At 70.9% G+C, this 22557-nt stretch carries 21 protein-coding genes and 1 tRNA gene; 11 read left to right on the top strand and 11 right to left on the bottom strand.

What is annotated here, in order from left to right:
* Positions 1-201: 201 nt before the first annotated feature.
* The 3 genes from M4D82_RS17450 to M4D82_RS17440 form a co-directional block, all read right to left on the bottom strand.
* Complete coding sequence (locus M4D82_RS17450; RefSeq protein ID WP_249766937.1) at positions 202-513, bottom strand: hypothetical protein; 312 nt, start codon at positions 511-513, stop codon at positions 202-204.
* 484 nt (positions 514-997) lie between these two features.
* Entirely contained in the window at positions 998-1339 is a 342-nt protein-coding gene (locus tag M4D82_RS17445; RefSeq protein ID WP_249766936.1) for a DUF6344 domain-containing protein, read from the bottom strand.
* A gap of 226 nt (positions 1340-1565) precedes the next feature.
* Positions 1566-1763, bottom strand: coding sequence for an antitoxin (locus tag M4D82_RS17440; RefSeq protein WP_249766935.1), 198 nt, complete (start codon positions 1761-1763; stop codon positions 1566-1568).
* A gap of 398 nt (positions 1764-2161) precedes the next feature.
* Between M4D82_RS17440 and M4D82_RS17435 the strand changes: the two genes are divergently transcribed.
* On the top strand, positions 2162-2893 hold the full coding sequence (locus M4D82_RS17435; RefSeq protein ID WP_249766934.1) for a PDZ domain-containing protein: 732 nt from the start codon (positions 2162-2164) through the stop codon (positions 2891-2893).
* 70 nt (positions 2894-2963) lie between these two features.
* On the opposite strand, the gene M4D82_RS17430 is transcribed toward M4D82_RS17435, so the two are convergent.
* The 6 genes from M4D82_RS17430 to M4D82_RS17405 all read right to left on the bottom strand — a co-directional run bounded on the left by M4D82_RS17430 (position 2964) and on the right by M4D82_RS17405 (position 8201).
* Positions 2964-3051: transfer RNA gene (locus M4D82_RS17430), tRNA-Ser, on the bottom strand.
* Positions 3052-3123: 72 nt separating this feature from the next.
* Entirely contained in the window at positions 3124-4089 is a 966-nt protein-coding gene (locus M4D82_RS17425) for a trypsin-like serine peptidase (protein WP_249766933.1), read from the bottom strand.
* Positions 4090-4281: 192 nt separating this feature from the next.
* Complete coding sequence (locus tag M4D82_RS17420; protein ID WP_249766932.1) at positions 4282-5343, bottom strand: YeiH family protein; 1062 nt, start codon at positions 5341-5343, stop codon at positions 4282-4284.
* Positions 5343-5900 (bottom strand): cysteine dioxygenase family protein, encoded by a 558-nt coding sequence (locus M4D82_RS17415; RefSeq protein ID WP_249766931.1) that lies wholly within the window; start codon positions 5898-5900, stop codon positions 5343-5345. Before M4D82_RS17415 ends, M4D82_RS17420 begins: the two co-directional genes overlap by 1 nt.
* Positions 5901-6002: 102 nt before the next feature.
* On the bottom strand, positions 6003-6908 hold the full coding sequence (locus M4D82_RS17410) for a LysR family transcriptional regulator (RefSeq protein WP_249766930.1): 906 nt from the start codon (positions 6906-6908) through the stop codon (positions 6003-6005).
* 90 nt (positions 6909-6998) lie between these two features.
* On the bottom strand, positions 6999-8201 hold the full coding sequence (locus M4D82_RS17405; protein WP_502988949.1) for a S1C family serine protease: 1203 nt from the start codon (positions 8199-8201) through the stop codon (positions 6999-7001).
* A 614-nt stretch (positions 8202-8815) separates the two neighbouring features.
* Here M4D82_RS17405 and M4D82_RS17400 point away from each other — a divergent pair.
* From M4D82_RS17400 to M4D82_RS17390, 3 genes are all read left to right on the top strand, one after another.
* Entirely contained in the window at positions 8816-9616 is an 801-nt protein-coding gene (locus M4D82_RS17400) for a glycerophosphodiester phosphodiesterase (RefSeq protein ID WP_249766929.1), read from the top strand.
* 85 nt (positions 9617-9701) lie between these two features.
* Entirely contained in the window at positions 9702-10304 is a 603-nt protein-coding gene (locus tag M4D82_RS17395) for an ATP-binding protein (protein ID WP_249766928.1), read from the top strand.
* Between the two features lie 213 nt (positions 10305-10517).
* Complete coding sequence (locus M4D82_RS17390; RefSeq protein ID WP_249766927.1) at positions 10518-11492, top strand: DUF5926 family protein; 975 nt, start codon at positions 10518-10520, stop codon at positions 11490-11492.
* Between the two features lie 923 nt (positions 11493-12415).
* On the opposite strand, the gene M4D82_RS17380 is transcribed toward M4D82_RS17390, so the two are convergent.
* A complete protein-coding gene (locus M4D82_RS17380) occupies positions 12416-13240 on the bottom strand; it encodes a bifunctional DNA primase/polymerase (RefSeq protein WP_502988948.1) in 825 nt (274 codons plus the stop codon).
* Between the two features lie 441 nt (positions 13241-13681).
* Between M4D82_RS17380 and M4D82_RS17375 the strand changes: the two genes are divergently transcribed.
* Both M4D82_RS17375 and M4D82_RS17370 read left to right on the top strand, forming a co-directional pair.
* Positions 13682-15262 (top strand): PP2C family protein-serine/threonine phosphatase, encoded by a 1581-nt coding sequence (locus M4D82_RS17375; RefSeq protein WP_249766924.1) that lies wholly within the window; start codon positions 13682-13684, stop codon positions 15260-15262.
* 135 nt (positions 15263-15397) lie between these two features.
* Positions 15398-16864 (top strand): aminopeptidase P family protein, encoded by a 1467-nt coding sequence (locus tag M4D82_RS17370; protein ID WP_249766923.1) that lies wholly within the window; start codon positions 15398-15400, stop codon positions 16862-16864.
* 99 nt (positions 16865-16963) lie between these two features.
* Here M4D82_RS17370 and M4D82_RS17365 read toward each other — a convergent pair whose 3' ends face one another.
* Positions 16964-17416, bottom strand: coding sequence for an ATP-binding protein (locus M4D82_RS17365; RefSeq protein ID WP_249766922.1), 453 nt, complete (start codon positions 17414-17416; stop codon positions 16964-16966).
* Positions 17417-17616: 200 nt separating this feature from the next.
* Here M4D82_RS17365 and M4D82_RS17360 point away from each other — a divergent pair, with 200 nt between their 5' ends.
* The 5 genes from M4D82_RS17360 to M4D82_RS17340 all read left to right on the top strand — a co-directional run bounded on the left by M4D82_RS17360 (position 17617) and on the right by M4D82_RS17340 (position 22552).
* Entirely contained in the window at positions 17617-18417 is an 801-nt protein-coding gene (locus M4D82_RS17360; protein ID WP_249766921.1) for a hypothetical protein, read from the top strand.
* Between the two features lie 108 nt (positions 18418-18525).
* A complete protein-coding gene (locus M4D82_RS17355) occupies positions 18526-19251 on the top strand; it encodes a YcnI family copper-binding membrane protein (RefSeq protein ID WP_249766920.1) in 726 nt (241 codons plus the stop codon).
* Between the two features lie 64 nt (positions 19252-19315).
* A complete protein-coding gene (locus tag M4D82_RS17350; RefSeq protein WP_249766919.1) occupies positions 19316-19969 on the top strand; it encodes an SCO family protein in 654 nt (217 codons plus the stop codon).
* Positions 19966-20457 (top strand): copper chaperone PCu(A)C, encoded by a 492-nt coding sequence (locus tag M4D82_RS17345; protein ID WP_249766918.1) that lies wholly within the window; start codon positions 19966-19968, stop codon positions 20455-20457. The genes M4D82_RS17350 and M4D82_RS17345 overlap by 4 nt, the downstream gene beginning before the upstream one ends.
* A 22-nt stretch (positions 20458-20479) precedes the next feature.
* Positions 20480-22552 (top strand): copper resistance CopC/CopD family protein, encoded by a 2073-nt coding sequence (locus tag M4D82_RS17340; protein WP_249766917.1) that lies wholly within the window; start codon positions 20480-20482, stop codon positions 22550-22552.
* Positions 22553-22557: the final 5 nt, after the last annotated feature.

Genomic DNA, 22557 nt, shown 5'->3' with positions numbered 1-22557 from the left:
TGGCCTCCCGGAGCATCACATCGACGAGTGAACCTGACTGTCCGTCAGATCGCTTGTGGATGTCAAGGTCGGCGGGAGGCAGGGAACTTGCGGGGGCCGCGGGCTCACGGGGCGGACACGCACGAGGGCGCCCGCACTACCGGACCCCAGCCGGTCCGGTCGTACGGGCGCCCTCAGAGGTTGGCTCGGCTCAGTGAGCGACTACCACCAGGGGAAGAAGTTCACCGCGACGTTCGAGTTGGCCTGGTGGATCGCCGTGTAAGCGGACCCGTTGACCTGCGCGGTGTTGTTCTGGTTGGACGCGCCGGAGCCGGTGGCCACCTGCTGTGAGGTGGAGGAGTTGCCGTGGTTGTTGCCGCCGACGCCGCTGCCGATGATGCTCGCGACACTCGCATTCGATCCGTCGTTCGCGAAGGAGCCGTTGTCGGCCGCGGCCACGCCGCCGAAGAGGGCGACGGCGAGGGGCAAAGCGGCGACGGCGGCGATGACGCGGGCGGTACGGATGCTTGCCATGTCTTGATCCTCCATGAAACGGAAGTGGGGTGTTCTCCAAGGCGGTTGGCCGACCGCCTCGGTCGCTTTGGTGTTCGTGACGACGTCGCGAGACCAGCGTTGCCCACCGAATCCCCGGCGAACCACCCCGCAGCCTGCCATTCCCCCGCAAGCATGACCAACAACGGATAAACCCCCTTCACTTCCGGGCATCCTCGGGGCGGCGCCGCCGCGTGGGGCGAAGCCCTTGCCGGGCGGGCGGCGAAACGTTCCGCCAAACCCACCGGCCCCGGACATGCCGAAGTGGGCCGCGACGTCCGGGGAACCCACCGTCTCCCGGGTCTGCGGCCCTGCGATGACACGCTTCACGCCCCCGCGCGCCCCTGGCGTGCGCCGGAGCGATCCCCCTGTGCCCCACACGCGGGGCACCGTGCGGCGCGATCCACGACCCTGACCGGGCGGGCTCCAGCGCCTGTGGTCGTACGTCCCTACGCGTGCCCGCCCGCTACGCGGCGAGCGACAGCCGGCCCTGCTCGACGGCGGCGCGCACCAACCCGAAGACCGGCGACGCGGCGGTGGTCGACCGTCGGACGGAGGGGCACTTGCCGTGCGCTTCGGCGCGGATCCGCTGCTTGATCGTGGGCGGGAGCGAACCGCCGCGCATCATCGCCCGCCACGTCCGACGCGTCACGGCCACGGGGCGGCGTACCGCCGGGGTCGAGGGGGCGGCCACCGACGCGGCGAGCGCCGGGGCCGCCTTGCGGCCGAGGCCGAGAACGGCCAGGAGCGCCACGAGGGCGGCGAGGACAGAGGCCCAGATCGACGTGATGCTGCTGCGGTGGGTCATGACGAGCGCCTCATTTCGCGATGTTCCGACGGGCGGATCTGCATACATTCGTCATGATGTGTCCGCAACCGCAGAGCGCCCACCACGCGCGCCGATCTTCCGACAAACACCACCCGGAAAGCGCAACCACCCCCCGCCCCGACCGACGCCGCAAGGGGCGCCCCGGAATCGAGGCGCCCCTTACGGCCGGCACGAAGCCGGCTCCCCCGCCCCTGGGCTCCCTGCCCTACTGCCGAGGCGGCGGGTTGTCCTGTCCTTGGTCCCCTCCCAGTTGCCGCTTGAGCTGCTCCTGGGCGGTGTCGACGTGGCTGCTGTACTTGCTCTGGGTCTTCTCGTCGACGAAGTCGCCGGCCTTGTCGATGCCTTGTCCGGCCTTGTCCTCGTGGCCCTTCAGCATCTGCTTGAGCTTGTCCATCACAGACATCGTTGGCCTCCTAGCCATGGATGCGGGCTGCCCCCTCCAGGGTCGCGGCCCGTCCCGCAGACCGCATCCGCTGCGCTCTGACCAGCGGATATCGGTCAGGGAGCACACAGGCACCCATGACGCGATCCGCCGGAACCAGCACCACGCGAACCAGCAGATCGAGAGGGCCCTGGCCGACGACGGCCCCCTTGGTTGCGTCCCGGACGGTGAGGATGCGGAGCAGTCCGGGTGCTGGGGAGGTGCCACGGCTCGTATGGCTATGCGATTGAAACTCAAATTCACATGGGCGTGCCCGGTCTGAACGGTCGGATCGGCTCCGCTTGCCTGCGGGGTGTCGATCACTCACTCAACCGCTGGGGAATGCCATGCCCGTCGTCCGTCGCTCATTCACCTCCGCCGTGGCCGCTGCCGCGGCGTTGCTCACCAGCCTGGCCGTACTGCCGACGACCACGGCTTTGGCCGAACCTTCCCGGTCTCTGGCTCCGGCATTGGTCGATCGTCCCGTCGATGTGACACCTCAGCAAAGTGTGCCGACCTTGGACGCACCTGGTTCTGCCCGTACCGTCACGTACAACCCCGACGGCATCACGCGCCGCCACTTCGGCAGGATCACAGTCCAGGCTCCCGCACATACCCGCATCACCCGCCTGGAACCCAATTGCGCGGGCTGGCACTGTCCGGTGACCATCGCCGCGGACGGCAAGTCAGCCACGGCAGACCTGCCGTCGAACAACCATGTGTGGCTCTACCCGTACCACGTTGATCTGGTTGCCGACCAAGACGCACCGCTGGAGGGAGGAACGTTCTCGGGAACCTTCAGTCTCGACGGTTCCACCCAGCCACTGACGGTCATCATCAGCCCCGGCACGCAGGGAGCAATCTCCGCGTTCCTGATGAATGCGCCCAACAATGGTGGCGCCGGCGTCGCCTTCGTCCTCCCCAGTTCGAACGTCGCTCAGTCCGGTCTTCAGGTCGGTGACGTGTTGGCGGCCAGACCATCACTCTCCAGCTGCGCCTCGACTCCTAACCACCTGTTCAGCGGCCTGCGGATGGATGGACCGTGGTCCACGCCTGGTCCACGCCTGGTCCACGACCGTGATCCAAAGGGGTACGGACGCGGCTCGGGGTGAGACAGGGCCCATGACGAAGGGGTGCCCCGTTCTCGGGGCACCCCTTCTGATCAGCACGTCGTCTGACCTTTGGCGGTGGGTGTGGGATTTGAACCCACGGTGACTCGCGCCACGACGGTTTTCAAGACCGTTCCCTTAGGCCGCTCGGGCAACCCACCTGGCCGGTACAGAGTACCGGGATGTGGGGGTGGGTGTGGTGGGTGCTTCCCGGGCGGGGGAGGTGGGTGGGGTCAGGTGTTCTGGGCCTTGTCGTAGGCCGCCTTGGCCTCGTTGCCGAAGTACGGGCCGAACATGCGGTTCGGGAGGAAGGTGTAGCCGAAGCTGTTCACCGAGACCTGAGTGCCCAGGCCCGTCGCCTCGTTGAAGTCCTGGAACCAGGGGCCGCCACTGGAGCCGCCGGTCATGTTGCAGCCGAGGCTGTGGTCCTTGGTGAGGAGGAAGTCCTTGCCGCTGTTGCCGCTGCAGTAGACGAGCTTCGTGCCGTCGTAGGGCGCCGCCGCGGGGAAGCCGAAGGAGTACATCTTCTTGTTGTAGCCGCCGTTGAAGAGGATGCCCTGCGCGCCGACGACCTGGCTGAGCTTCTGCCCGTTCAGCGGGGCGACGACGGCCAGGCCGACGTCCATGTTCATGTCCTCGCTCGCGGCCCACTGTTCGGTGGCGAAGGTCTTGGTCGCGGCCCACTGTCCGTAGGGCGCGTTGCCGTTGTTGTAGGCCGGTACGAACACCCAGTTGGTGTGCCACGCGCCCTGGTACTTCACGCAGTGCCCGGCGGTCATGACCGTGCTGCCGTTGGCGCTGGTGACGGAGTCGCCGGAGCAGGAGGCCGTCCGGTCGCCCATCGTGAAGAAGACCCGGCCCGAGGTCTTCACGACCGCACCGCTGCCCGTCCAGGCGCCGCCGGCCTGCGGGAACGCGGTCGGGGAGGCCTGCGTGACCTCCGTCGAGGCCTGTGTCGGGGCCACCAGCGTGGGCCGGTCCGCCGGGGACGGCGTCGGGCGGGCGCCCTTCGGGGCCGCCGTGAGGTCGAGCGGGGTGGCCTGGCGCATGCGCTCGGCCGTCCAGAAGCCCGGGGTCTGCTGCTGCCGGAACGAGGCGGGCGCTTCCGCGGCCGCCGAGGGAGAGGCCGCCGTCAGGGCCCCCGCGAGCAGGGCGCCCGCGGCCAGGAGGACGGACGCCGCCGTGCGATGACGATTCACGCAGACTCCTTCTGCCGTGCCCGGACCGGTCGGACCCGGGCAGGGTGGGGGTGAAGAGCTGTCGGTGCGGATCGGATCGGCTGTTCGCCTTGCGGGGGCAGAGTCGCACGAGGGCCCCGAGATGTCAGGGGGCAGTCCGGACGTTCGGTCGGTTCCGGCCACGAAATGGCCAACTCCCCTTGGTACGAACCGTCATACGGTGAGCAGCACCCCGGCGTACGAGACCCCGGCCACCACCACCCACGCCCCCAGCCCCAGCACCGCGGCCCGTCCACCGGTGCGGGCCAGCGTCGGCAGGTGCACGGCGCTCCCCAGGCCGAACAGGGCGGCCGCCAGCAGGGCTTCCTGCGCCGTGTGCGCCCATTCCAGGGCCACCGGCGGCAGTACGCCCGTGGCCCGCAGCGCGGCCGCCGCCAGGAACCCGGCGACGAACAGCGGCACGGGAGCCGGGCGCTTGCCCGAGGCCGTGCGCACGCCGCGCCGGCGGGCCCGCAGGGAGAAGGCGACCGCCGCCACCAGCGGGGCCAGCAGCGCCACCCGCATCAGCTTGACCAGCACGGCATCGCCGAGCGCGCCGGGACCGGCGGTCTGCGCCGTGGCCACGACCTGGCCGACATCGTGGACGCTCGCGCCCACCCACCGCCCGAAGGCCAGGTCCGAGAGGCCCAACGGGCCTTGGAGCAGCGGCAGTACCGCGATGGCCAGGGTGCCGCACAGGGTGACCAGAGCCACCGAGGCGGCCACGTCCTCCTCGTCGCTCCCCGAGACCTCGCTCACCGCGCCAATGGCCGAGGCCCCGCAGATCGAGTACCCGGTGGCGATGAGCAGCGGCTGGTCGCCCGGAAGGCCGAGGCGACGGCCGAGCCAGATCGTGCCGAAGAAGGTGGCGGCGACCACCGCGCTCACCATCACCACCGTGGCCCAGCCGAGCCGGACCACTTGGTCGAGGCCGAGACCGAGGCCCAGCAGCACGATGCCGATCCGCATGAGCCTGCGGCCCGCCAGCGACAGGCCCGGCCGGGCCGGCCCGCGTACGAAGAGGCGCAGGCCGGGGACGTGCGCCACGGCGATGCCGAGGACCACCGAGGCGGTCAGCATCGGCACGGCGGGGATGACCAGGTGGACGCACCACGCCACCAGAGCGCCCGCCACCGCGAAGGCCAACCCCGGCCGCGAGGAGGGTGTTTCACGTGAAGCATCGCGACGCGGAGCCAGGCGGGGCGGTTTGGGCGCGGTGCGGTTGAGGATGGCCATCAGTCGGTCGGTTCCGGGTACACGCGGCGGACGCTGCTGCCCAGGCGGGCCACGTCGGCTCCGTAGACGTGCAGGGATATCGCCGTCGTACGACAGGAGTTGCGCACCTTGTGGATGTCGCCGGGCGGGGCGAATCCGCAGACCTCGCCCTGGGCGTTGACCACTTCCTCGGTGGCCACGAGGCGGGCCGTGGCCTCCGGGCCGGCGGCGGGGGCGAGCCGGTAGCGGATCTCGCTCTCCGTGCCCTCGTGCACTCCGGCCACGCACCACGAGACGTGGTCGTGGATGGAGGTCTCCTGACCGGGCAGCCACACAAGAGCAACCACGGAGAAGCTTCCGTCGGCCTCGGAGTGCAGGATGTGTTGGCGGTACCGGTCGGAATGACCCTCCCGCTGTTCGGGAGTGAGCAGATCGGAGGTGCCCAGGTGGGGGGCGAGGCGCTCCCCGACGAGGTAGGCCGTGAGGTCGGGGGCCAGACCCCGGTCCACGACGTTGCGGATCTCATGGACGAGGGCGGCCATCCTCGCGGTCGTACGGGCCGGCGTGGTGGTGGTCATGTGAGCAGCGTCCGTCGGGTGATCCATCACGTCCAACGACAGTTCTGCCCTGAAATCCCAAGCAGTGCTTATGCATGGGGTCCGGGTGGAGCGGCGCTCGCGTCAGCAGCCGATGCGGTTCGCCGCCACCCGCTTGAGCTCGTCGAGCACGACCGCCGTCGCAGGGATGCGCAGATGGTCGCGGTAGACGTACGCGGCGATGTGACGGCGCGCGGCCGGGTGGAGCACTCGTCCGCAGACCCTGGTGAGGGACAGCGAGGGCAGTACCAGCGCGGGCATCATCGCCACGCCGAGCCCCTGCGCGACCATGCTCTGCACCACCAGGTTGTCGTCGGTGGCGAAGCGGATGTCGGGTACGAAGCCCAATTCGGCGCACTCGTGCAGCAGGTTCGCCCGGCAGCGCGGGCAGCCCGCGATCCACTGCTCTTCGGCGAGGTCCGCGAGGTGCACGGCCCGGCGCCGCGCCAGCGGATGGCCGGTCGGCAGCAGCACCGTCAGCTGGTCCTCCAGCAGCCTGACCTCGGTGACGTCCTCGGGGATCTCCTCGTGCAGGCCGGGATAGGTGAAGGCCAGGGTGATGTCGCACTCGCCGCGCTGGAGCCGGTGGAGGGACTCCGGGGGCTCCCCCTCCAACAGCTCGACCTGGATCCCCGGGTGGTCCTTGGCGAGCCGGCCGATGGCCTCCGGGACGAGGGTGACGTTGGCGCTGGGGAATCCGCAGACCCGTACGCGTCCGGTCCGCAGCCGGGTGTAGGCCTTGAGCTGGGCTTCGGCGGCCGACAGGCTGCCGAGGATGGATTCGGCGTGCCGGGCCAGGGACTCCCCGGCCTCGGTCAGCTTCATCTTGCGGCCCACGCGGGTGAACAGCGGGGTGCCGACGGCGCGTTCGAGCGCCTTCATCTGCTGGGTGATGGCGGGCTGGGTATAGCCCAGGACGCGAGCGGCGGCCGTGTAGGAACCAGCGGCGACCACTTCATGGAATGTCCGTATGTGCCGTGAATCGAACACGAGCGAAGCATAAGCAGAATTTGGGAGGGGCCGTAGGCGCAATCACGCCCACGGCCCCTCCCATCAAGCCACTGTCGAGGACCGTGGCGGCTACTTGTCGCCGACGCGCGAGCCGAGCGTGATGTCGACCGTGTTGGGCTTGCCGTCGCGCAGGTAGGTCAGTTTGACCGTGTCACCGGGCTTGTACGTCCAGATCAGGCTGATCAGCGTCGGGCCGCTGTCGACCGACTTGCCGCCGAACTCGGTGATGACGTCGCCGGGCTTGAGGCCCGCCTTGCCGGCCGGACCGTTGGGGTCGACCAGCTCGTTTGCGCTCGCGCCCTGCTCGGAGATCTTGGCGCCGTCGACCTTCGCCTGGAGGTCGACGGAGACGGAGATCACCGGGTACACCGGCTTGCCCGTCTTGATCAGGGACTCGGCGACGTTCTTCGCCTGGTTGATCGGGATGGCGAAGCCGAGGCCGATCGAGCCGGCCTGCCCGCCGCCGAAGCCGCCGTTGCCGGCGGACTGGATGGCCGAATTGATGCCGATGACCGCGCCGCGGCCATCGAGGAGCGGGCCGCCGGAGTTGCCCGGGTTGATCGAGGCGTCCGTCTGGAGGGCGCTCATGTACGAGTTCTTGCCGCCGGAGCCGTCACCGGAGGCCACCGGGCGGTTCTTGGCGCTGACGATGCCCGTGGTGACCGTGTTGGACAGGCCGAACGGGGCACCGATCGCGATGGTCGGGTCGCCGACCGCGACCTTGTCGGAGTCGCCGAGCGCCAGGGGCTTCAGGCCGGCGGGCGGGGTCTTCAGCTTGAGCACGGCCACGTCGTAGCCCTGGGCGCGGCCGATCACCTCGGCGTCGTACTTCTTGCCGTCGGAGAAGGTCGCGGAGAGCTTGCCGCCGTTCGCGGCGGAGGCGACCACGTGGTTGTTGGTGAGGATGTGGCCCTGCTGGTCGTAGACGAAGCCGGTGCCGGTACCGCCCTCGCCGTCGCCGGCGGAGGCCTCGATGGTGACGACGCTCGGCAGCGCCGCGGCGGCCAGACCTGCGACCGAGCCGGCCTCCCGTTTGAGGTCCTTCGGGGTGTTGGCCGCGCTGATCGTGGTCGAGCCGGAGGGGTTGTCGCTGCGCTCGGCCGCCCAGTAGCCGACACCGCCACCGATGCCACCGGCGAGGAGGGCCGCCACCAGGACGGCCGCGACCAGGCCTCCCTTGCCCTTCGGCTTGGCCGGCGGCATGCCGTCGGCGGGGAACGAGGCGCCCCAGCCACCGCCGCCGTGGCCATCCTGGCCGCCGTACGCGGGCATGGTCGGCGGAGGCGGCGGCCAGCCCTCGGCGCCGTACGCCGCCGCGGCGGGCGGAGCCGTGGGGGCCTGGCCGTAGGCCGGGGCCGGGCGGCCGGATCCGGGGCGTGCCCGTAACCCGGGGCCGTCGCCTGCGCGGGAGTCGGCGGCAGCTGCCGGTTCGCCTCGGCGCCCGGCGCGGGCGGGCCCGCGGGGTCTCCGGAGCCGGCGCGGGCTCGCGGGCCGCCTCCGGAGCGGACGCCGCCACCGGCGCGGGGGGTACGGACGGGGCCGCCGGGGGCATCGGGGCCGGGGTGCCCTCGTTCTCGGTGCTCACAGCGCTCTCTCCTCGTCACACACGACTTCTACGACTTACACGGCGTACACGGCTGCCGGAAAACCTGGCCGGTACACGGCTGCCGGAAAACCGGCGGTGGCGGACCTCCCTCGATCCGACACCGGCCCGACTAAACGTTCGACGCGCCATACAAGTTCCAGGCCACAGCTTTTCCCATGCCCCGTCAGAGCACTGTAAGCCGGACCTGTGCGTCTCCCCCCATCCTTTATCTACGACATTTCGGGCGCATCCCCTAGACTCACCCCGACGCGCCGAGCCTCCTCGGTGGCACCATGACCGGGTGACGCACGCACTGCCCCGCCCCATCCAGGTCGTCGCCCATCGAGGCGCCTCGGAGGACGCCCCCGAGCACACCCTCGCCGCCTACCGCAAGGCCATCGAGGACGGCGCCGACGCCCTCGAATGCGATGTCCGGCTGACCGCCGACGGCCATCTCGTCCTGGTGCACGACCGCCGGGTGAACCGCACCTCGAACGGCCGCGGCGCCGTCTCCGCGCTGGAGCTGGCCGACCTCGCCGCCCTCGACTTCGGCTCCTGGAAGGACCGCGAGGAGTCCCCCGACTGGGACGCGGACCCGGAGCGGACCTCCGTACTCACCCTGGAGCGACTCCTGGAACTGGTGTCCGACGCCGGACGCCCCGTCCAGCTGGCGATCGAGACGAAGCACCCCACCCGCTGGGCCGGACAGGTGGAGGAACGCCTCCTCTTCCTCCTCAAGCGCTTCGGACTCGACGCCCCGCCCGCCGAGGGCCCGCACCCCGTCCGGGTCATGAGCTTCTCGGCTCGCTCCCTGCACCGCGTCCGCTCGGCGGCCCCGACGATCCCGACCGTGTACCTGATGCAGTTCATCTCGCCCCGGATGCGTGAGGGGCGACTGCCCGCCGGCGTACGGATCGCCGGGCCGGGCATCCGCATCGTGCGCAACCACCCCGGCTTCATCCGCAGGCTCCAGGCGGCCGGGCACTCCGTACACGTATGGACGGTGAACGAGCCGGAAGATGTTCAGCTGTGCGCTGATCTGGGTGTAGAAGCGATCATCACGAACAGGCCCCGTCAGGTTCTGTCACAACTGGGGCGCTGACATCCCGATTTGCCCACCCGCCCCGGACGCCACGTCCGTCACAGGGTGTGCTCCGGCGCATCCGCTCCGCGTTCGATGGTCATGAATGCGTCAGAGGGCGCCGGTACGGCGGTTTCCGGTCCAGGCCATTGGGGCATCCAGACCATGGCGTGGGGCTAAGGAGGTTCCGGGGGTGGCATTGATGATGGCGCAAGAAGTACCCACGTCGTCGTGCATGGACGTACGCCATGGTCCTGCGGGGGTGGGCGAGGCGAGGCACCGGATGCGTGAACAACTGCGTATCAGCGGCCTGTCCGAATCGGTCGTGGACGATGCCGTACTGATCCTTTCCGAACTGCTCAGCAACGCCTGTCGACACGGCAGACCGCTGGGCGCGCGCGAGGTGGGGGACGGGGAGATACGCGCCGCGTGGTGCGTCGACAAGGCGGGGCGTCTGACCGTCGAGGTCACGGACGGCGGCGGTCCGACCCGCCCGGTCCCGGCCACCCCCTCCGTCACGGCGCACGGCGGGCGGGGGCTCAACATCATCAGCGCCCTGGCCCACGACTGGGGCGTCCGCGACGGAGCGGCGGGTGAGGTCACCGTATGGGTGATAGTCGCCCGGGGGACCCGACACGACGATTTCGCTACGCGCGTCACTCCTCCGGCGATCGACCTCGTATCGGCCTTCGACGACCTGGATCTGTGACCCGGTCCCCTCCCCGTCCTCTCCCCCTCCCTCCGCGTTCCTCCGCGGGATCCGCCATCCGGATCCCGCGGGACCACCGGCCATCGCCCACGCGGCCGTCCGGGAGCGCACGCCGACCGTGCCCCGGCCGCAGCCCACCGGTTCCGGCGGTACGAACGGCTAGGCTCGCGCCCAGAGACACCGCCGTACCGCCGCAACCGGGAGACACCCAAGATGGCCAAGAAGCGCCCCGCCGCGAAGACCGCGAAGCCGCAGCTCACCAACGGGGAGATCCCGGTGGTCGGTGCTCGCGAGCCCTGCCCCTGCGGATCCGGGCGCCGCTATAAGGCCTGCCACGGCGCGGCCGCCGCCCACGCCGTCACCGCGCACGTCCGTCGCCCGTTCGAGGGCCTGTCCGGCGAGTGCGACTGGGTCGCGCTGCGCGAGCTGGTCCCCGCCGCCACCGTGCCGCTGACCCTCAAGGGCGGCCTGCCCGAGGGCGTCCCGTCCGTCACGCTGGTGACCGTCCTGCCCATGGCGTGGCCGGCCCTGCGCCGCGAGGACGGTTCCGTCCTGCTCGCCCTCCAGAACGAGTCGACCACCGGGGACCTCGCCCGCGACATGGCCGACACCCTGGAGCGCGCGCTCGTCGCCGAACCGGGCACGCCGATCGCCGCCCGCCGCGTGCCGGCCGAGGGACCCCGACTTCAGGATCTCCTGGACCCGGACGGCGTTTTCGAGCCGGTTGTGCACAGCGGCTTCGAATTCTGGATTCCGGAAGCGGAATCCGCGCAGAACGCCTCCCCGGAGATCGCCGCTTCGCTGGAGCGCGCGAACGCCGCAGCCATCCCGACCGTGAAGCTGACGGGCGTGGACTCGGCCTACTGGTGCGAGACGCCGGACAAGAACCACCTGCGCTGGGTCATGCCGCACCCCGAGGAGAAGCTGCTCGACGCCCTCGCGCGGCTGCACGCGGCGGGGACCTCCTCCCTCGGCGAGGGCACGAAGCTCGTCGGTTCCTTCCGCGCCCACGGTCTGGTGGTCCCGGTCTGGGACCTCCCCACCGGCGTGTCCGCCGAGGACGTGGAGAAGCCCGCCGCCGAGCTGGCCGAGCGGCTGGCCGCCGCGCTGGCCACGGACACCCCGCTGACCACGGAGGAGCGCCGCGCGCGCGGCGGGCTCACCAACCGTCAGGTGACCCTCAGCTGACGTGACGGGAGCGCGCGGAGCCGGTGACGGGTGTCACAACTCCCGCTAATCGCCTGCAAATCGATGTCTGAATATCAGAGATCGAATTTGCGTACCGGCGATCTCTTGTTACCGTTCTTGTAGCCCGGTCGCTGGTGCATCCCCCGTCGCCAGCGACCGGGCCCTTCCATTTCCGGCGGTCCTCAACCGTCAGTGGGCTCCGGTGAGTTGCTCCCGGACCGCAGGAGCAGTCGCCCTTCATCATCCGGAACTGCGAATTCCGCTACGGCCGAGTAATCGTCCCGCGTCCCCACCGAGTCCGCTCGCGGCGTTTCGCACAGTCCCGGCTCGTCGCCCGCGTCCACCGCGCAACTGATCTGAACAGTGCGCCCGGCCGGCCCCATGACCGTGAGCACCGCCTCCAGCGCGTCCCCGCTCGTGTTGCGGTAGTAGCTGCGGCCCCACGTCTGCCCCGCGCTCTCCAGGACGCAGGTCTGCGCCTCCAGTCCGTAGGGTGAGGTGAGTTCGGGTCCGCAACGGGAATCCGTACGAGGTTGCTCGACCGGCCCGGGTCGCGCCGGGGACGGAGCGCGCCGCGCGGGGTCCGACGTACGGTCCGAGGCCGACGTACGGTCCGACTCCGAGGTGCGGGAGGAGTCCGAAAGGCCCAGCGAGGAGAACAACCCCCCTCGTTTCCCGTCGTCCTGACCGGCGAAATCCGGCCCGGCGATCGCTCCGGCCAGGGGGAGCGACAAGATGATCAACACACCGGCGCCGATACCGATCAGGCGGAGATTCATTCGCCGAAGATAGCGACGCGGGAAAGGGGCACGGAGATCCCCGCGCCCATTTCCCTTGGAAACTCGTCACGCCGGCACCCGTACGAGTGATGCGCCGGACGTCGGGATCCCCCGGCGCGTCCCGCGCGTTCACCCCTAGGACGCTCAGTAGGCGAGCCGGCTGCCGCCGCCGGGGGCCCCGCTGCCGGCTTCCACGAGCGCGTCCACGACCGCCTCGACCTCGGGCAGCCAGAGCCCACCGGGTCCGGTCACGGGTTCGCGCTCCCACCGGACCTGCCCACCGCCGGACGCCGTGGAGGGGGGCAGGAGCAGATAGCCGCCCTCACCGTGGAAGCGCACCGAGGACGGCACGTGGTCCTTGGCGTAGAGGAGTTCGCCGAGTCGCTCCAGCGAGTACGGCGACACCAGCAGCGACCAGCGGGTGGGCGTGGCGACGATCGGGCCGAGCCGCATGCCCTGCTGGTCCAGCCGTGCGACGGCCCGCGCGGCGGCGCCCGCCGGCAGGCTCACCGCGCACGGCGCGGCCCCTCCGGTGGCGAGCAGGATCGGGGCCGAGGGCCGGCGCGCCCACCACCAGGCCACCATCCGGGCGTCGGCCGTCGCGGCGAGCAGCCCGGGATCGAAGGGATGCGCGCCCGGCACCACGCAGTCCGGATCCGGGCAGGCACAGCGCGCGCTGTCCGCGCCGGCCCGACCCACGCCCGGCAGCACGGGCCAGCGCCAGACGGTCGCGCAGGTCATCGCCCCTTCCAGCAGGGACGAAGGCGCGGCGTCCGCGGCCGGAGCGGAGCCCGGGACGACACCGGACCTCACGGCACCGGACATCAGACGGGACACGGATCGAGAGACGGATCGGGAGACGGATCGAGAGGATCGGGCGACGGATTCGGACACCGCGCGCGAGACGGAGCGCGGGAAATTCAAGCGATCGCGGAGCCGCTGGAGACGCCTTCCGAGGATCTCGCGCATGAGCGCTCGTTCCTTTCCGTTGAACGCCGAAGGGCCACATCACACCATGTAAGCGGTGTTTCACCACACGTACACGTTTCGCGTCACTGTCCGCTTGAAGCAGGTTCACACGGTTCGTGCAGTTTTCTTACAGGTTCACCAAGGTCCATCAAACGTCCCGCGAGGGCTCGGCGCGAGCGGTCCGCGCGACCCGCACCGGTGTCGGGTCCGCCACCGGGACCGGCTGCCGCCGCTAAGGACGACGGTCCCCGCCGGGTGGTTCCCGAAGGGTCCGGGAGTCCTCAACTGACCCCGGGCATCAATGATTAGGTACCCGAGCCCCCGCGAGGCCCGCCCAGTCGATCGCAAAAACCGTCTGCTTGGCGCTTTTTCCGGCCAAGTTTTAGCCCCGGCCGAACGGTGAGTTGCCGTCCCACGGACACCAGGATTCCCAGCTGGACAATGCTGGACATCGCTCCTCGTGTGCGTGTAGATGTGGATCCATTGATGGCGGCGCAGCACGATCTGGGGGTTTGCGATGCTATATGGCGAATCGCACCAGGTGGAAAGGCGGACGCCATGAGCGCCCCGCATCTGCCGAAAGTGGCTGGAATCGATCCGGCAGTTACAGCACCAGCGCACACTGGCGCGTCCCCACCCGCGGCCACGGCCGCTCCCACCACCCCGCGCACCGCCCCGGCACCGACCGCCCAGGCCGCCGCGAGCAGCGTCATCCAGGACCGACTGGCGGGCATGGTCTCCGACCTCACCACCCTCCACGAACTCACCGAGCGCCTCACCCGGGCCGACGACCTCGACTCCTCCCTCCAGGAGTTCCTGCGCGCCGGCGCCGCCCTGGTCGGCGCGCGCCGGGGCCTCGTCGTCCTGGAGCCCTCCGACGGCCTCGGCCCCACCACCACCATCGGACTCGGCCTCGGCCGCGCGGACCTCGGCCACATCGAGACGGTGCCGCGCAGCGCCACGACGTACGGCCGCATCCTCGACGGCCTCCCCGACGCCCACGGCGGTTCCGAGGTGCTCCCCGAACCGAGTACGCCGCCCGGCGCCGGCGGCAACGAGCCCCCTGTCGACCCGCGCCACCGCGAGGTCGCCGCCCGCCTCGGCTACGCCGCCAGCTATACGCTGCCGCTGACCGCCGACGCCACGGGCCGACTGGGCGCGGCCGTGTGGCTCTACGACGAGCAGGCCGAGCCGAACGACCGCCAGCGCGACCTGGTCGGCCTCTACGCCCGGCACGCCGCCGAGCACCTGGCCCGGATGCTGGAGGTGGATCGTTCCCGCACTCGGCTCGCCACCGTCTCCGAGGAGCTGCTGCCCAGCCGGCTGCCCCGGATTCCCGGGGTGCGGCTCGCGGCCCGGCACCACACCGGCCCGCGCGGCGGCGGCGACTGGTACGACGCGCTGGCCCTGCCCGAGGGCGCGATGGGCCTGGCGGTGGGCTCCGTCACCGGGTCCGGACCGAGCGCCGTCGCCGCGATGGGACGGCTACGGGCGTCGCTGCGCGCGTACGCCGTCATGGAGGGGGAGGACCCCGTCGCGGTCCTGTCCGACCTGGAGCTGCTGCTGCGCCTGACCGAGCCGGCGCGCTCGGCCACCGCCCTCTTCGCGTACTGCGAACCCGCCGCCCGCAAGATCATCCTGGCCGGCGCCGGCCACACCCCGCCGCTGCTCATCGGCGAGCGGCGCACCGAGTACGTGGAGACCTCCCTCTCCGCGCCGCTGGGGATGCTCGCCTGCTGGGAGGCGCCGAGCGTGGAGATCGAGCCCGCCCCGGGAGAAACGGTGCTGCTGTACACGGACGGGCTGTTGCGGCGTACCGGCGACACCATGGACCGGGCCTACGCCCGGCTGCACGCGGCGGCCGCGGGGGTTCCCCGTAGCGCCCGCGAGGACCCGGCCGCCCTGTGCGACCACATCCTGCGGACCGTCCTGCCGGACGCGGATCCCGCCGCCGCTCCCGCCGCCGCTCCTTCCGCGGACGCGACCGAGGACATCGTCCTGCTCGCGGCACGGTTCGACTGACGGCGGCCCCCAAGGACGCCGCCCGCCCGGTATGACTGGTTTGTCACATGTCCTGCCGGGCGCCTTCCCCTCGCACATACGATGGATGAGGTCCGCACCCGGTGACCGCATGTCGTAGCAGCTTGAGGAGAAGACGTGGCTGACGAGCTCAACCCGGAGACCCCGGAAGAAGAGCAGCCCCAGAAGAAGCACAAGCAGCGCAAGAACGGGCTGTACCCGGGCGTCAGCGAGGAACTCGCGGAGAACATGCGCACCGGTTGGGCCGACACCGAGCTGCACGACCTGGAGCCCATCGCCCAGGCCGGTCACACGGCCGACCGTCGCGCCGCGCTGTCCGCGCGCTTCCCCGGCGAGCGGCTGGTGATCCCGGCGGGCCGGCTGAAGACGCGCTCGAACGACACCGAGTACCCGTTCCGCGCGTCGACCGAGTACGCCTACCTCACCGGGGACCAGACCGAGAACGGCGTCCTGGTCCTGGAGCCGACGGGCGAGACCGGGCACGCCGCCACGATCTACCTGCTGCCCCGCTCCGACCGCGAGAACGGCGAGTTCTGGCTGTCCGGCCAGGGCGAGCTGTGGGTCGGCCGCCGGCACTCCCTCGCCGAGGCCGAGCAGCTGCTGGGCATCCCGGCGAAGGACGTCCGCAAGCTCGCCGACGAGCTGGCCGAGGCCGAGGGCCCGGTCCGCAACGTCCGCGGCCACGACGCCGGCATCGAGAAGGCCCTGACCGACAAGGTCACCGCCGAGCGCGACGAGGAACTGCGCGTCTACCTCTCCGAGGCCCGCGCCGTGAAGGACGCCTTCGAGATCGGCGAGCTGCAGAAGGCCGTCGACTCCACCGTCCGCGGCTTCGAGGACGTCGTGAAGGTCCTCGACAAGGCCGAGGCCACGTCCGAGCGCTACATCGAGGGCACCTTCTTCCTGCGCGCCCGCGTCGAGGGCAACGACGTCGGCTACGGCTCCATCTGCGCCGCCGGCCCGCACGCCTGCACCCTGCACTGGGTCCGCAACGACGGCGCCGTCCGCTCCGGCGACCTGCTGCTGCTCGACGCCGGCGTGGAGACCCACTCCCTCTACACCGCCGACGTCACGCGCACGCTGCCGATCAACGGCACGTACACGGACATCCAGCGCAAGATCTACGACGCCGTCTACGAGTCCCAGGAAGCCGGCATCGCCGCCGTGAAGCCGGGGGCGAAGTTCCGCGACTTCCACGACGCCGCGCAGCACGTGCTCGCGGAGAAGCTCGTGGAGTGGGGCCTGCTGGAAGGCCCCGTCGAGCGGGTCCTGGAGCTCGGTCTCCAGCGCCGCTGGACCCTGCACGGCACCGGTCACATGCTCGGCATGGACGTCCACGACTGCGCCGCCGCGCGCACGGAGGCGTACGTCGACGGCACGCTGGAGCCGGGCATGTGCCTGACGGTCGAGCCCGGTCTGTACTTCCAGGCGGACGACCTGACCGTGCCCGAGGAGTACCGGGGCATCGGCGTCCGGATCGAGGACGACATCCTCGTCACGGAGGACGGCAACCGGAACCTGTCCGCCGGCCTGCCCCGAACCTCGGTCGAGGTCGAGGCGTGGATGGCGCGGCTCAAGGGCTGACGAACGGCACCGGCCGGCGCACGTCCGGCCGGCGCCACCGCGACGGGCGGGATTCCGAGACGGGATCCCGCCCGTCGGCGTTCCCGGGAGCCGGACGGTCTAGGAGACCTTCAGCAGCGCGTCGTCGCGCCACTTCAGCATCTTGTCGAAGCTGACGACGGCGCCCCGACCCGGCCGGTTGCGGAAGCGGACGTGGTCGGCGAGCTCCTCGATCAGGTTCAGGCCGCGGCCGTGCTCGGCCAGCGAGGGTCTGTGTCTGGCCACGGTCGCGGGCGGGAAACCCGGGCCCGAATCAGCCACTTCGATCCGGCAGCGGTCGCCGTCCAGATAGGCCGTGACGTGGTACGCCCCGGTCTCGTCCGGAACCTCGCGGGCGGGCGCGCGGCCGCCGTGCTCCACCGCGTTCGCACACGCCTCGCTCAGCGCCACCGACAGGTCGAAGGAGATGTCCGGGTCCACCCCCGCGGTCTCCATCGTCCCGAGCAGCAGTCGCCGGGCGAGCGGCACGCTCGCGGCTTCGCGCCTCAAGTGGAGAGACCACCAGATGCTCATACGGTTACCTATTGCCTCCTACCGTGAGCCGTAAGCGCCCGAGCACCACCGCGGCCCTCATTCGGCCGATGTGACACTCCGAGAGGGCGAGGTATGGGGCTGGGGGAACGTGGCGAGGTGGGGACCTGCTCAGGGGACGCATGGGACGTTCCGGACCTGCCGTATGCACGCCGTGAAGGCAGTGCGATGATGGCCCGGCCATGACTGCCCCCCACACGACGCATGCCGGAGCGGGCCTCCGGATGATCCGGGCCGCGGTGTTCACCGCGGTCTGCGTCGTGCTGTCCGCGGCCGGTCATGCCATCGCCTCGTGCGCCACCGTTCCGTGGTGGGCGCTGGGCATCGCCTTCGTCGCCGTGCTCGCGGTCGCCGCACCCCTCGCGGGACGACGGCGTTCGCTGCCCGGCATCGCCGTCGGGCTCACCCTGGGCCAGCTCGGACTGCACACCCTGTTCGGCCTCGGTCAGCACGACGCCGCCACCGCGCAGGCACCCGCCGCCGCCTCGGACACCTCGCTGGCGGCGCTCGCCGCGCAGCTGGTCTGCGGGGGCAACTCCGTACCTCTCAACCCGGCCGACGCCCGGCGGATCCTGGAGACCGCCGGACTGGATCCGGACGCCCTCGCAGCCCAAGGACACCTGGGCCACGGGCACCTGGCGGACACGGCCGGAGCCCCGGCGATCGGCCTGTTCAGCCCCGCCATGATGATCGGCCACCTGCTGGCCGCGCTCGCGGCCGGCTGGCTGCTGGGTCGGGGCGACGCCGCGCTGTTCCGGCTGCTCGAACTGTCCCGGGCCTCCGTCCCGGCCGACCCCGTGCGTCCGCTGCGCGCCGCGCTGGCCCTCGTACGGGCCCTCGTGGCCGGGCTTCCCGACGCCCCCAGCCGGGGCCCGCGGGCCCGTAGGGCCGTCGGCGCACCCGCCGTCTCGACCGGGCGGGACGCACTCCAGCACACGGTGATCAGGCGCGGGCCGCCCTCGGCGCTCGCCCTCGCAGCCTGACGCGGCACCCCTCCCCGGGACACACAGCGGGAGCCCCGGTGCCGCGACCTCCGCGCGCGCCCGTGCGCGGAGCGACCGTCACCCCTGCTTCCGTGGAGTGTTTCCGCCATGAAGACCTCGCGCGTCTCCTTCGCCGCCGCCCTCGCCGCCGGCGCCGTCCTCGTCCTGTCCGGCCCGGCCTTCGCTCACGTCAGCGTCCAGCCCGGTGAAGCCACCAAGGGTGGCTACGCGACGATCAACTTCAAGGTCCCCAACGAGCGGGACAACGCCTCGACCACGCAGCTCGAAGTGAACTTCCCCGTCGACCAGCCGCTCACCTCGGTCATGCCGCAGGACATCCCCGGCTGGACCGTCAACGTCGAGAAGACCAAGCTCGACAAGCCGCTCACCGTCCACGGCAAGCAGGTCAACGAGGCCGTCACGAAGGTGACCTGGTCCGGCGGCAAGATCGAGCCCGGCCGGTTCCAGCAGTTCCCGGTCTCGGTCGGCAAGCTCCCCGACGCCGACCAGATGGTCTTCAAGGCGATCCAGACGTACGACAACAACGAGGTCGTCCGCTGGATCGAGGAGGCGAAGGAGGGCGCGGCCGAGCCGCAGACCCCGGCCCCCGTGCTGAAGCTGACCGCCGCCAAGGGCGACGACCACCACGACGCCGGCGCCAAGAAGACCGACGACGCGAAGAACGCCAAGGACGGCGCCGCCAAGGACGGCAAGCATGACGAGGCCGCCGCCAAGAGCTCCGACACGACCGCGCGGGCCCTCGGCATCGCGGGCATCGTGGTCGGCCTCGGTGGAGTGGCCTTCGGCGTCGCCTCGCGCCGCCGCACGTCCTGACACTCCGGACCCGCGTCCTGAGCAAGAACATCCGCACCATCCCCGATCCCAGGGACATCTCTCCATGCGCACCACACGTGTGACGGTCGCCGCCCTCGCGGTGGCGGCCGCCCTCACTCTCACCGCCTGTGGCGGTGAGAGTGCCAAGACCACCGGTTCGGTCAACCAGATCAGCGGCCAGAAGAAGGCCAGCTCCGCGACCGTGCTGGACCGCCCCTTCGACAAGCCCGATGTCGTCCTCACGGACACCACCGGCAAGCCGTGGAACCTGCGTGAGCAGACCAAGGGCCGGCCGACGCTCATCTACTTCGGCTACACCAACTGCCCCGACGTGTGCCCCCTGACGATGAGCAACGTCGCGGTCGCCAAGAAGGCGCTGCCGAAGGAGGACCAGGACAAGCTCCAGGTCGTCTTCGTCACCACGGACCCGGAACGGGACACCCCCGACTCCCTCGGCGCGTGGCTCAAGGCCCAGGACCCGTCGTTCATCGGACTGACCGGGGACTTCGCCAAGATCCAGGCCGCCGCCCGATCGCTCGGCATCGGTATCGAGGCCGCCAAGAAGGAGGCCGACGGCAGCGTCGTCTCCATGCACGGCGCCCAGGTCATCGCCTTCTCGCCCAAGACCGACGAGGGCTACGTCCTCTACGGCGAGGGCACGACCGTCGACGACTACACCAAGGACCTGCCGAAGATCATCAAGGGAGAGAACCCGTGAACACCCGCACCACCCGCACCATCGCCGCCGCCCTCTCCCTGACGGCAGCGCTCGCCATATCCGGCTGCTCCTCCTCCGACTCCGGGTCCACGACGGACGGCAAGACCAAGCCCGCCCTGACGGTCAGCGGGGCCTTCATGCCCGAGCCGGTCAACGACAAGATGGCCGGTGCTTTCATGGTCATCAAGAACGACTCGAAGACCGCCGACAAACTGACCGCCGTCACCAGCCCGCTCTCGGACGATCTGCAGATCCACGAGACCAAGGACCAGAAGATGCAGCAGGTCCAGTCGCTGGACGTGCCCGCGGGCGGCGAGCTGAAGCTTGAGCGCGGCGGCGACCACATCATGTTCATGGGGCTCAAGAACAAGCCGAACGTCGGTGACAAGATCACCGTCGAGCTGCGTTTCGAGAAGGCCGACCCGGTCAAGGTCGAGCTGGACGTCAAGGAACGGACGTACAACGCACAGAACTCCAACGCCCACTGACGGACCGAGGAACTGACACGCCATGACGGCCACCGCCCCCGCTCCTTCCCCGGCCCGCGCCCGGCCCACGGCACTCCTGCCGCGCCTCGCGCTGGTTCTCGCAGCCCTGCTGGCAACCCTGTTCACCGCGGCCGGTCCGGCCACGGCACACGCCGCACTCACCGCGAGCGACCCCAAGGACGGGGCGGTGGTCGCCACGGCCCCCGCCCAGGTCACCCTCTCCTTCTCGGAGCAGGTCGCCATGGGCGACGACTCCATCCGCGTCATGGACCCCCAGGGCAAGCGCGTCGACACCGGTGAGCTGCGCGACATGTGCAGCGGCTCGACCATCCGCTACGGCACCGCCCTGCACTCCGGGCTCCCCAACGGCACCTACACGGTGGCGTGGCAGGCCGTCTCCGCCGACAGTCACCCGATCGCGGGCGCCTTCACCTTCTCCATCGGCGCCCCCTCCGCCACCACCGTGGCCCTCCCCGAGCAGCAGGCCGGCGGGGGGCCCGTCGGGGTGGCGTACGGCATCGCCCGCTACGTCGCCTACGCCGGGTTCACCGTTCTCGTCGGCGGCGCGGCCTTCATCCTGCTCTGCTGGCGCCGGGGCTCCGCGGAGCGACCGTTGCAGAAGCTGGTGCTGCGCGCCTGGGTGACGCTGACCGCCGCCACGCTGGCGATGCTGGTCCTGCGGACCCCGTACACGGGGTCGGGGAGGTTCGCCGACATCTTCGACCTCGACGGGCTCAGGGCCGTCCTGGAGACCAAGACCGGCGCCTCGTTCGTCTCCCGGCTGCTGCTGCTCGGCGCCGCCGCGCTGTTCATCGCCGTGCTCTTCGGGGCGTACGCGCGCCGGCAGAAGGAATCCAGTGACGAGAGCCTCGCGGAGAACGCCGAGGAGGCGGCCGCCGAGCGGAAGAAGGAGACGAGCGACCTCGCCTTCGGACTCGGCGTCGGCGGTGCGGTCGTGGCCGGCGGCATCGCCGCCACCTGGTCCCTCTCCGAGCACGCGTCCACGGGTATCCAGCCGGGCATCGCGATGCCGGTCGACATCCTGCACCTGCTGGCCGTGGCCACCTGGCTCGGTGGCCTCGCCGCCCTGCTGGTCGCCCTCCACAAGGTCCCGAACCTCGAACGGGAAGCAGTACGGCGGTTCTCGCGGGTGGCCTTCATCAGCGTGCTGGTGCTCACCGCCACCGGGATCTACCAGTCCTGGCGCCAGGTCGGTACGTGGTCGGCCCTGACCGGGACCGACTACGGGCGGCTCCTCATCATCAAGGTCGGCCTGGTCGCCGTCCTCGTCGGCCTCGCCTACGTCTCGCGCAAGTGGACCGCGCGGCTCTCGGAGGCGACGTCCACGAAGCCGGCGCAAGAGCCGGTCGAGGTGCTCGTGGGTGATGTTTCACGTGAAACACCGCCCGCCGCGAGCAGCTCGCCCGCTGCGAGCAGTTCGACCGCTCCCACCACTTCGACCGCCCCGACCGTTTCACGTGAAACATCGCCGGAGACCGACGCCGACGTTCCCGCCGACCCCCGCCGAGCCGCCCAGCTCGCCCGGCAGAACGCCGCCCGCGCCAAGGCGCGCGAGAAGCAGGTGCGCGACGCCGATCCGGACCGCGCGGGTCTACGCCGCTCCGTCCTCGCCGAGGCCGGTGTGGCCGTCGTCCTGCTGGCCGTCACCACCGTCCTCACCAGCACCGAGCCGGGACGCGCGGCGGAACAGGAGACGGGGCGGGGCCCGGCCGCCTCCACCGCCGTACCGAACCGAGCCGTCAAGATCACCCTGCCCTTCGACACCGGAGGCCAGAACGGCAAGGGCAGCGTCCGGCTGGAGCTCGACCCCGGCCGGGTCGGAGCCAACACCCTCCACCTGTGGGCCGACGGCCCCGACGGCAACCCCCTCGACCTGCCCGAGGTCAAGATCGCCTTCACCCTGCCGGCCAAGGAGATCGGCCCGCTGCCGGTCCTCCCCGACCGCGCCTCCGCCGGACACTGGACCGCCTCCGGGGTCCAGCTGCCGCTCGTGGGTGAATGGCGTATCGACGTGACCGTACGTACCTCCGACATCGACCAGACGACCGTCCAGAAGAACATCAAGATCGGCTGAGCAGC

It is taken from the genome of Streptomyces sp. RerS4, assembly GCF_023515955.1.
Taxonomy (GTDB): domain Bacteria; phylum Actinomycetota; class Actinomycetes; order Streptomycetales; family Streptomycetaceae; genus Streptomyces.
This window is presented reverse-complemented; position numbering and strand designations above follow the sequence as displayed.

What these genes read in the sequence shown, in the direction of transcription:
- M4D82_RS17450 (WP_249766937.1), bottom strand. Translation starts at nt 513, where the DNA reads ATGGCAAGCATCCGTACCGCCCGCGTCATCGCCGCCGTCGCCGCTTTG.
- M4D82_RS17445 (WP_249766936.1), bottom strand. Translation starts at nt 1,339, where the DNA reads ATGACCCACCGCAGCAGCATCACGTCGATCTGGGCCTCTGTCCTCGCC.
- M4D82_RS17440 (WP_249766935.1), bottom strand. Translation starts at nt 1,763, where the DNA reads ATGTCTGTGATGGACAAGCTCAAGCAGATGCTGAAGGGCCACGAGGAC.
- M4D82_RS17420 (WP_249766932.1), bottom strand. Translation starts at nt 5,343, where the DNA reads ATGGCCATCCTCAACCGCACCGCGCCCAAACCGCCCCGCCTGGCTCCG.
- M4D82_RS17415 (WP_249766931.1), bottom strand. Translation starts at nt 5,900, where the DNA reads ATGACCACCACCACGCCGGCCCGTACGACCGCGAGGATGGCCGCCCTC.
- M4D82_RS17405 (WP_502988949.1), bottom strand. Translation starts at nt 8,201, where the DNA reads ATGCCCGCGTACGGCGGCCAGGATGGCCACGGCGGCGGTGGCTGGGGC.
- M4D82_RS17395 (WP_249766928.1), top strand. Translation starts at nt 9,702, where the DNA reads ATGCGTCAGAGGGCGCCGGTACGGCGGTTTCCGGTCCAGGCCATTGGG.
- M4D82_RS17390 (WP_249766927.1), top strand. Translation starts at nt 10,518, where the DNA reads ATGGCCAAGAAGCGCCCCGCCGCGAAGACCGCGAAGCCGCAGCTCACC.
- M4D82_RS17380 (WP_502988948.1), bottom strand. Translation starts at nt 13,240, where the DNA reads ATGCGCGAGATCCTCGGAAGGCGTCTCCAGCGGCTCCGCGATCGCTTG.
- M4D82_RS17375 (WP_249766924.1), top strand. Translation starts at nt 13,682, where the DNA reads ATGCTGGACATCGCTCCTCGTGTGCGTGTAGATGTGGATCCATTGATG.
- M4D82_RS17365 (WP_249766922.1), bottom strand. Translation starts at nt 17,416, where the DNA reads ATGAGCATCTGGTGGTCTCTCCACTTGAGGCGCGAAGCCGCGAGCGTG.
- M4D82_RS17360 (WP_249766921.1), top strand. Translation starts at nt 17,617, where the DNA reads ATGACTGCCCCCCACACGACGCATGCCGGAGCGGGCCTCCGGATGATC.
- M4D82_RS17355 (WP_249766920.1), top strand. Translation starts at nt 18,526, where the DNA reads ATGAAGACCTCGCGCGTCTCCTTCGCCGCCGCCCTCGCCGCCGGCGCC.
- M4D82_RS17350 (WP_249766919.1), top strand. Translation starts at nt 19,316, where the DNA reads ATGCGCACCACACGTGTGACGGTCGCCGCCCTCGCGGTGGCGGCCGCC.
- M4D82_RS17340 (WP_249766917.1), top strand. Translation starts at nt 20,480, where the DNA reads ATGACGGCCACCGCCCCCGCTCCTTCCCCGGCCCGCGCCCGGCCCACG.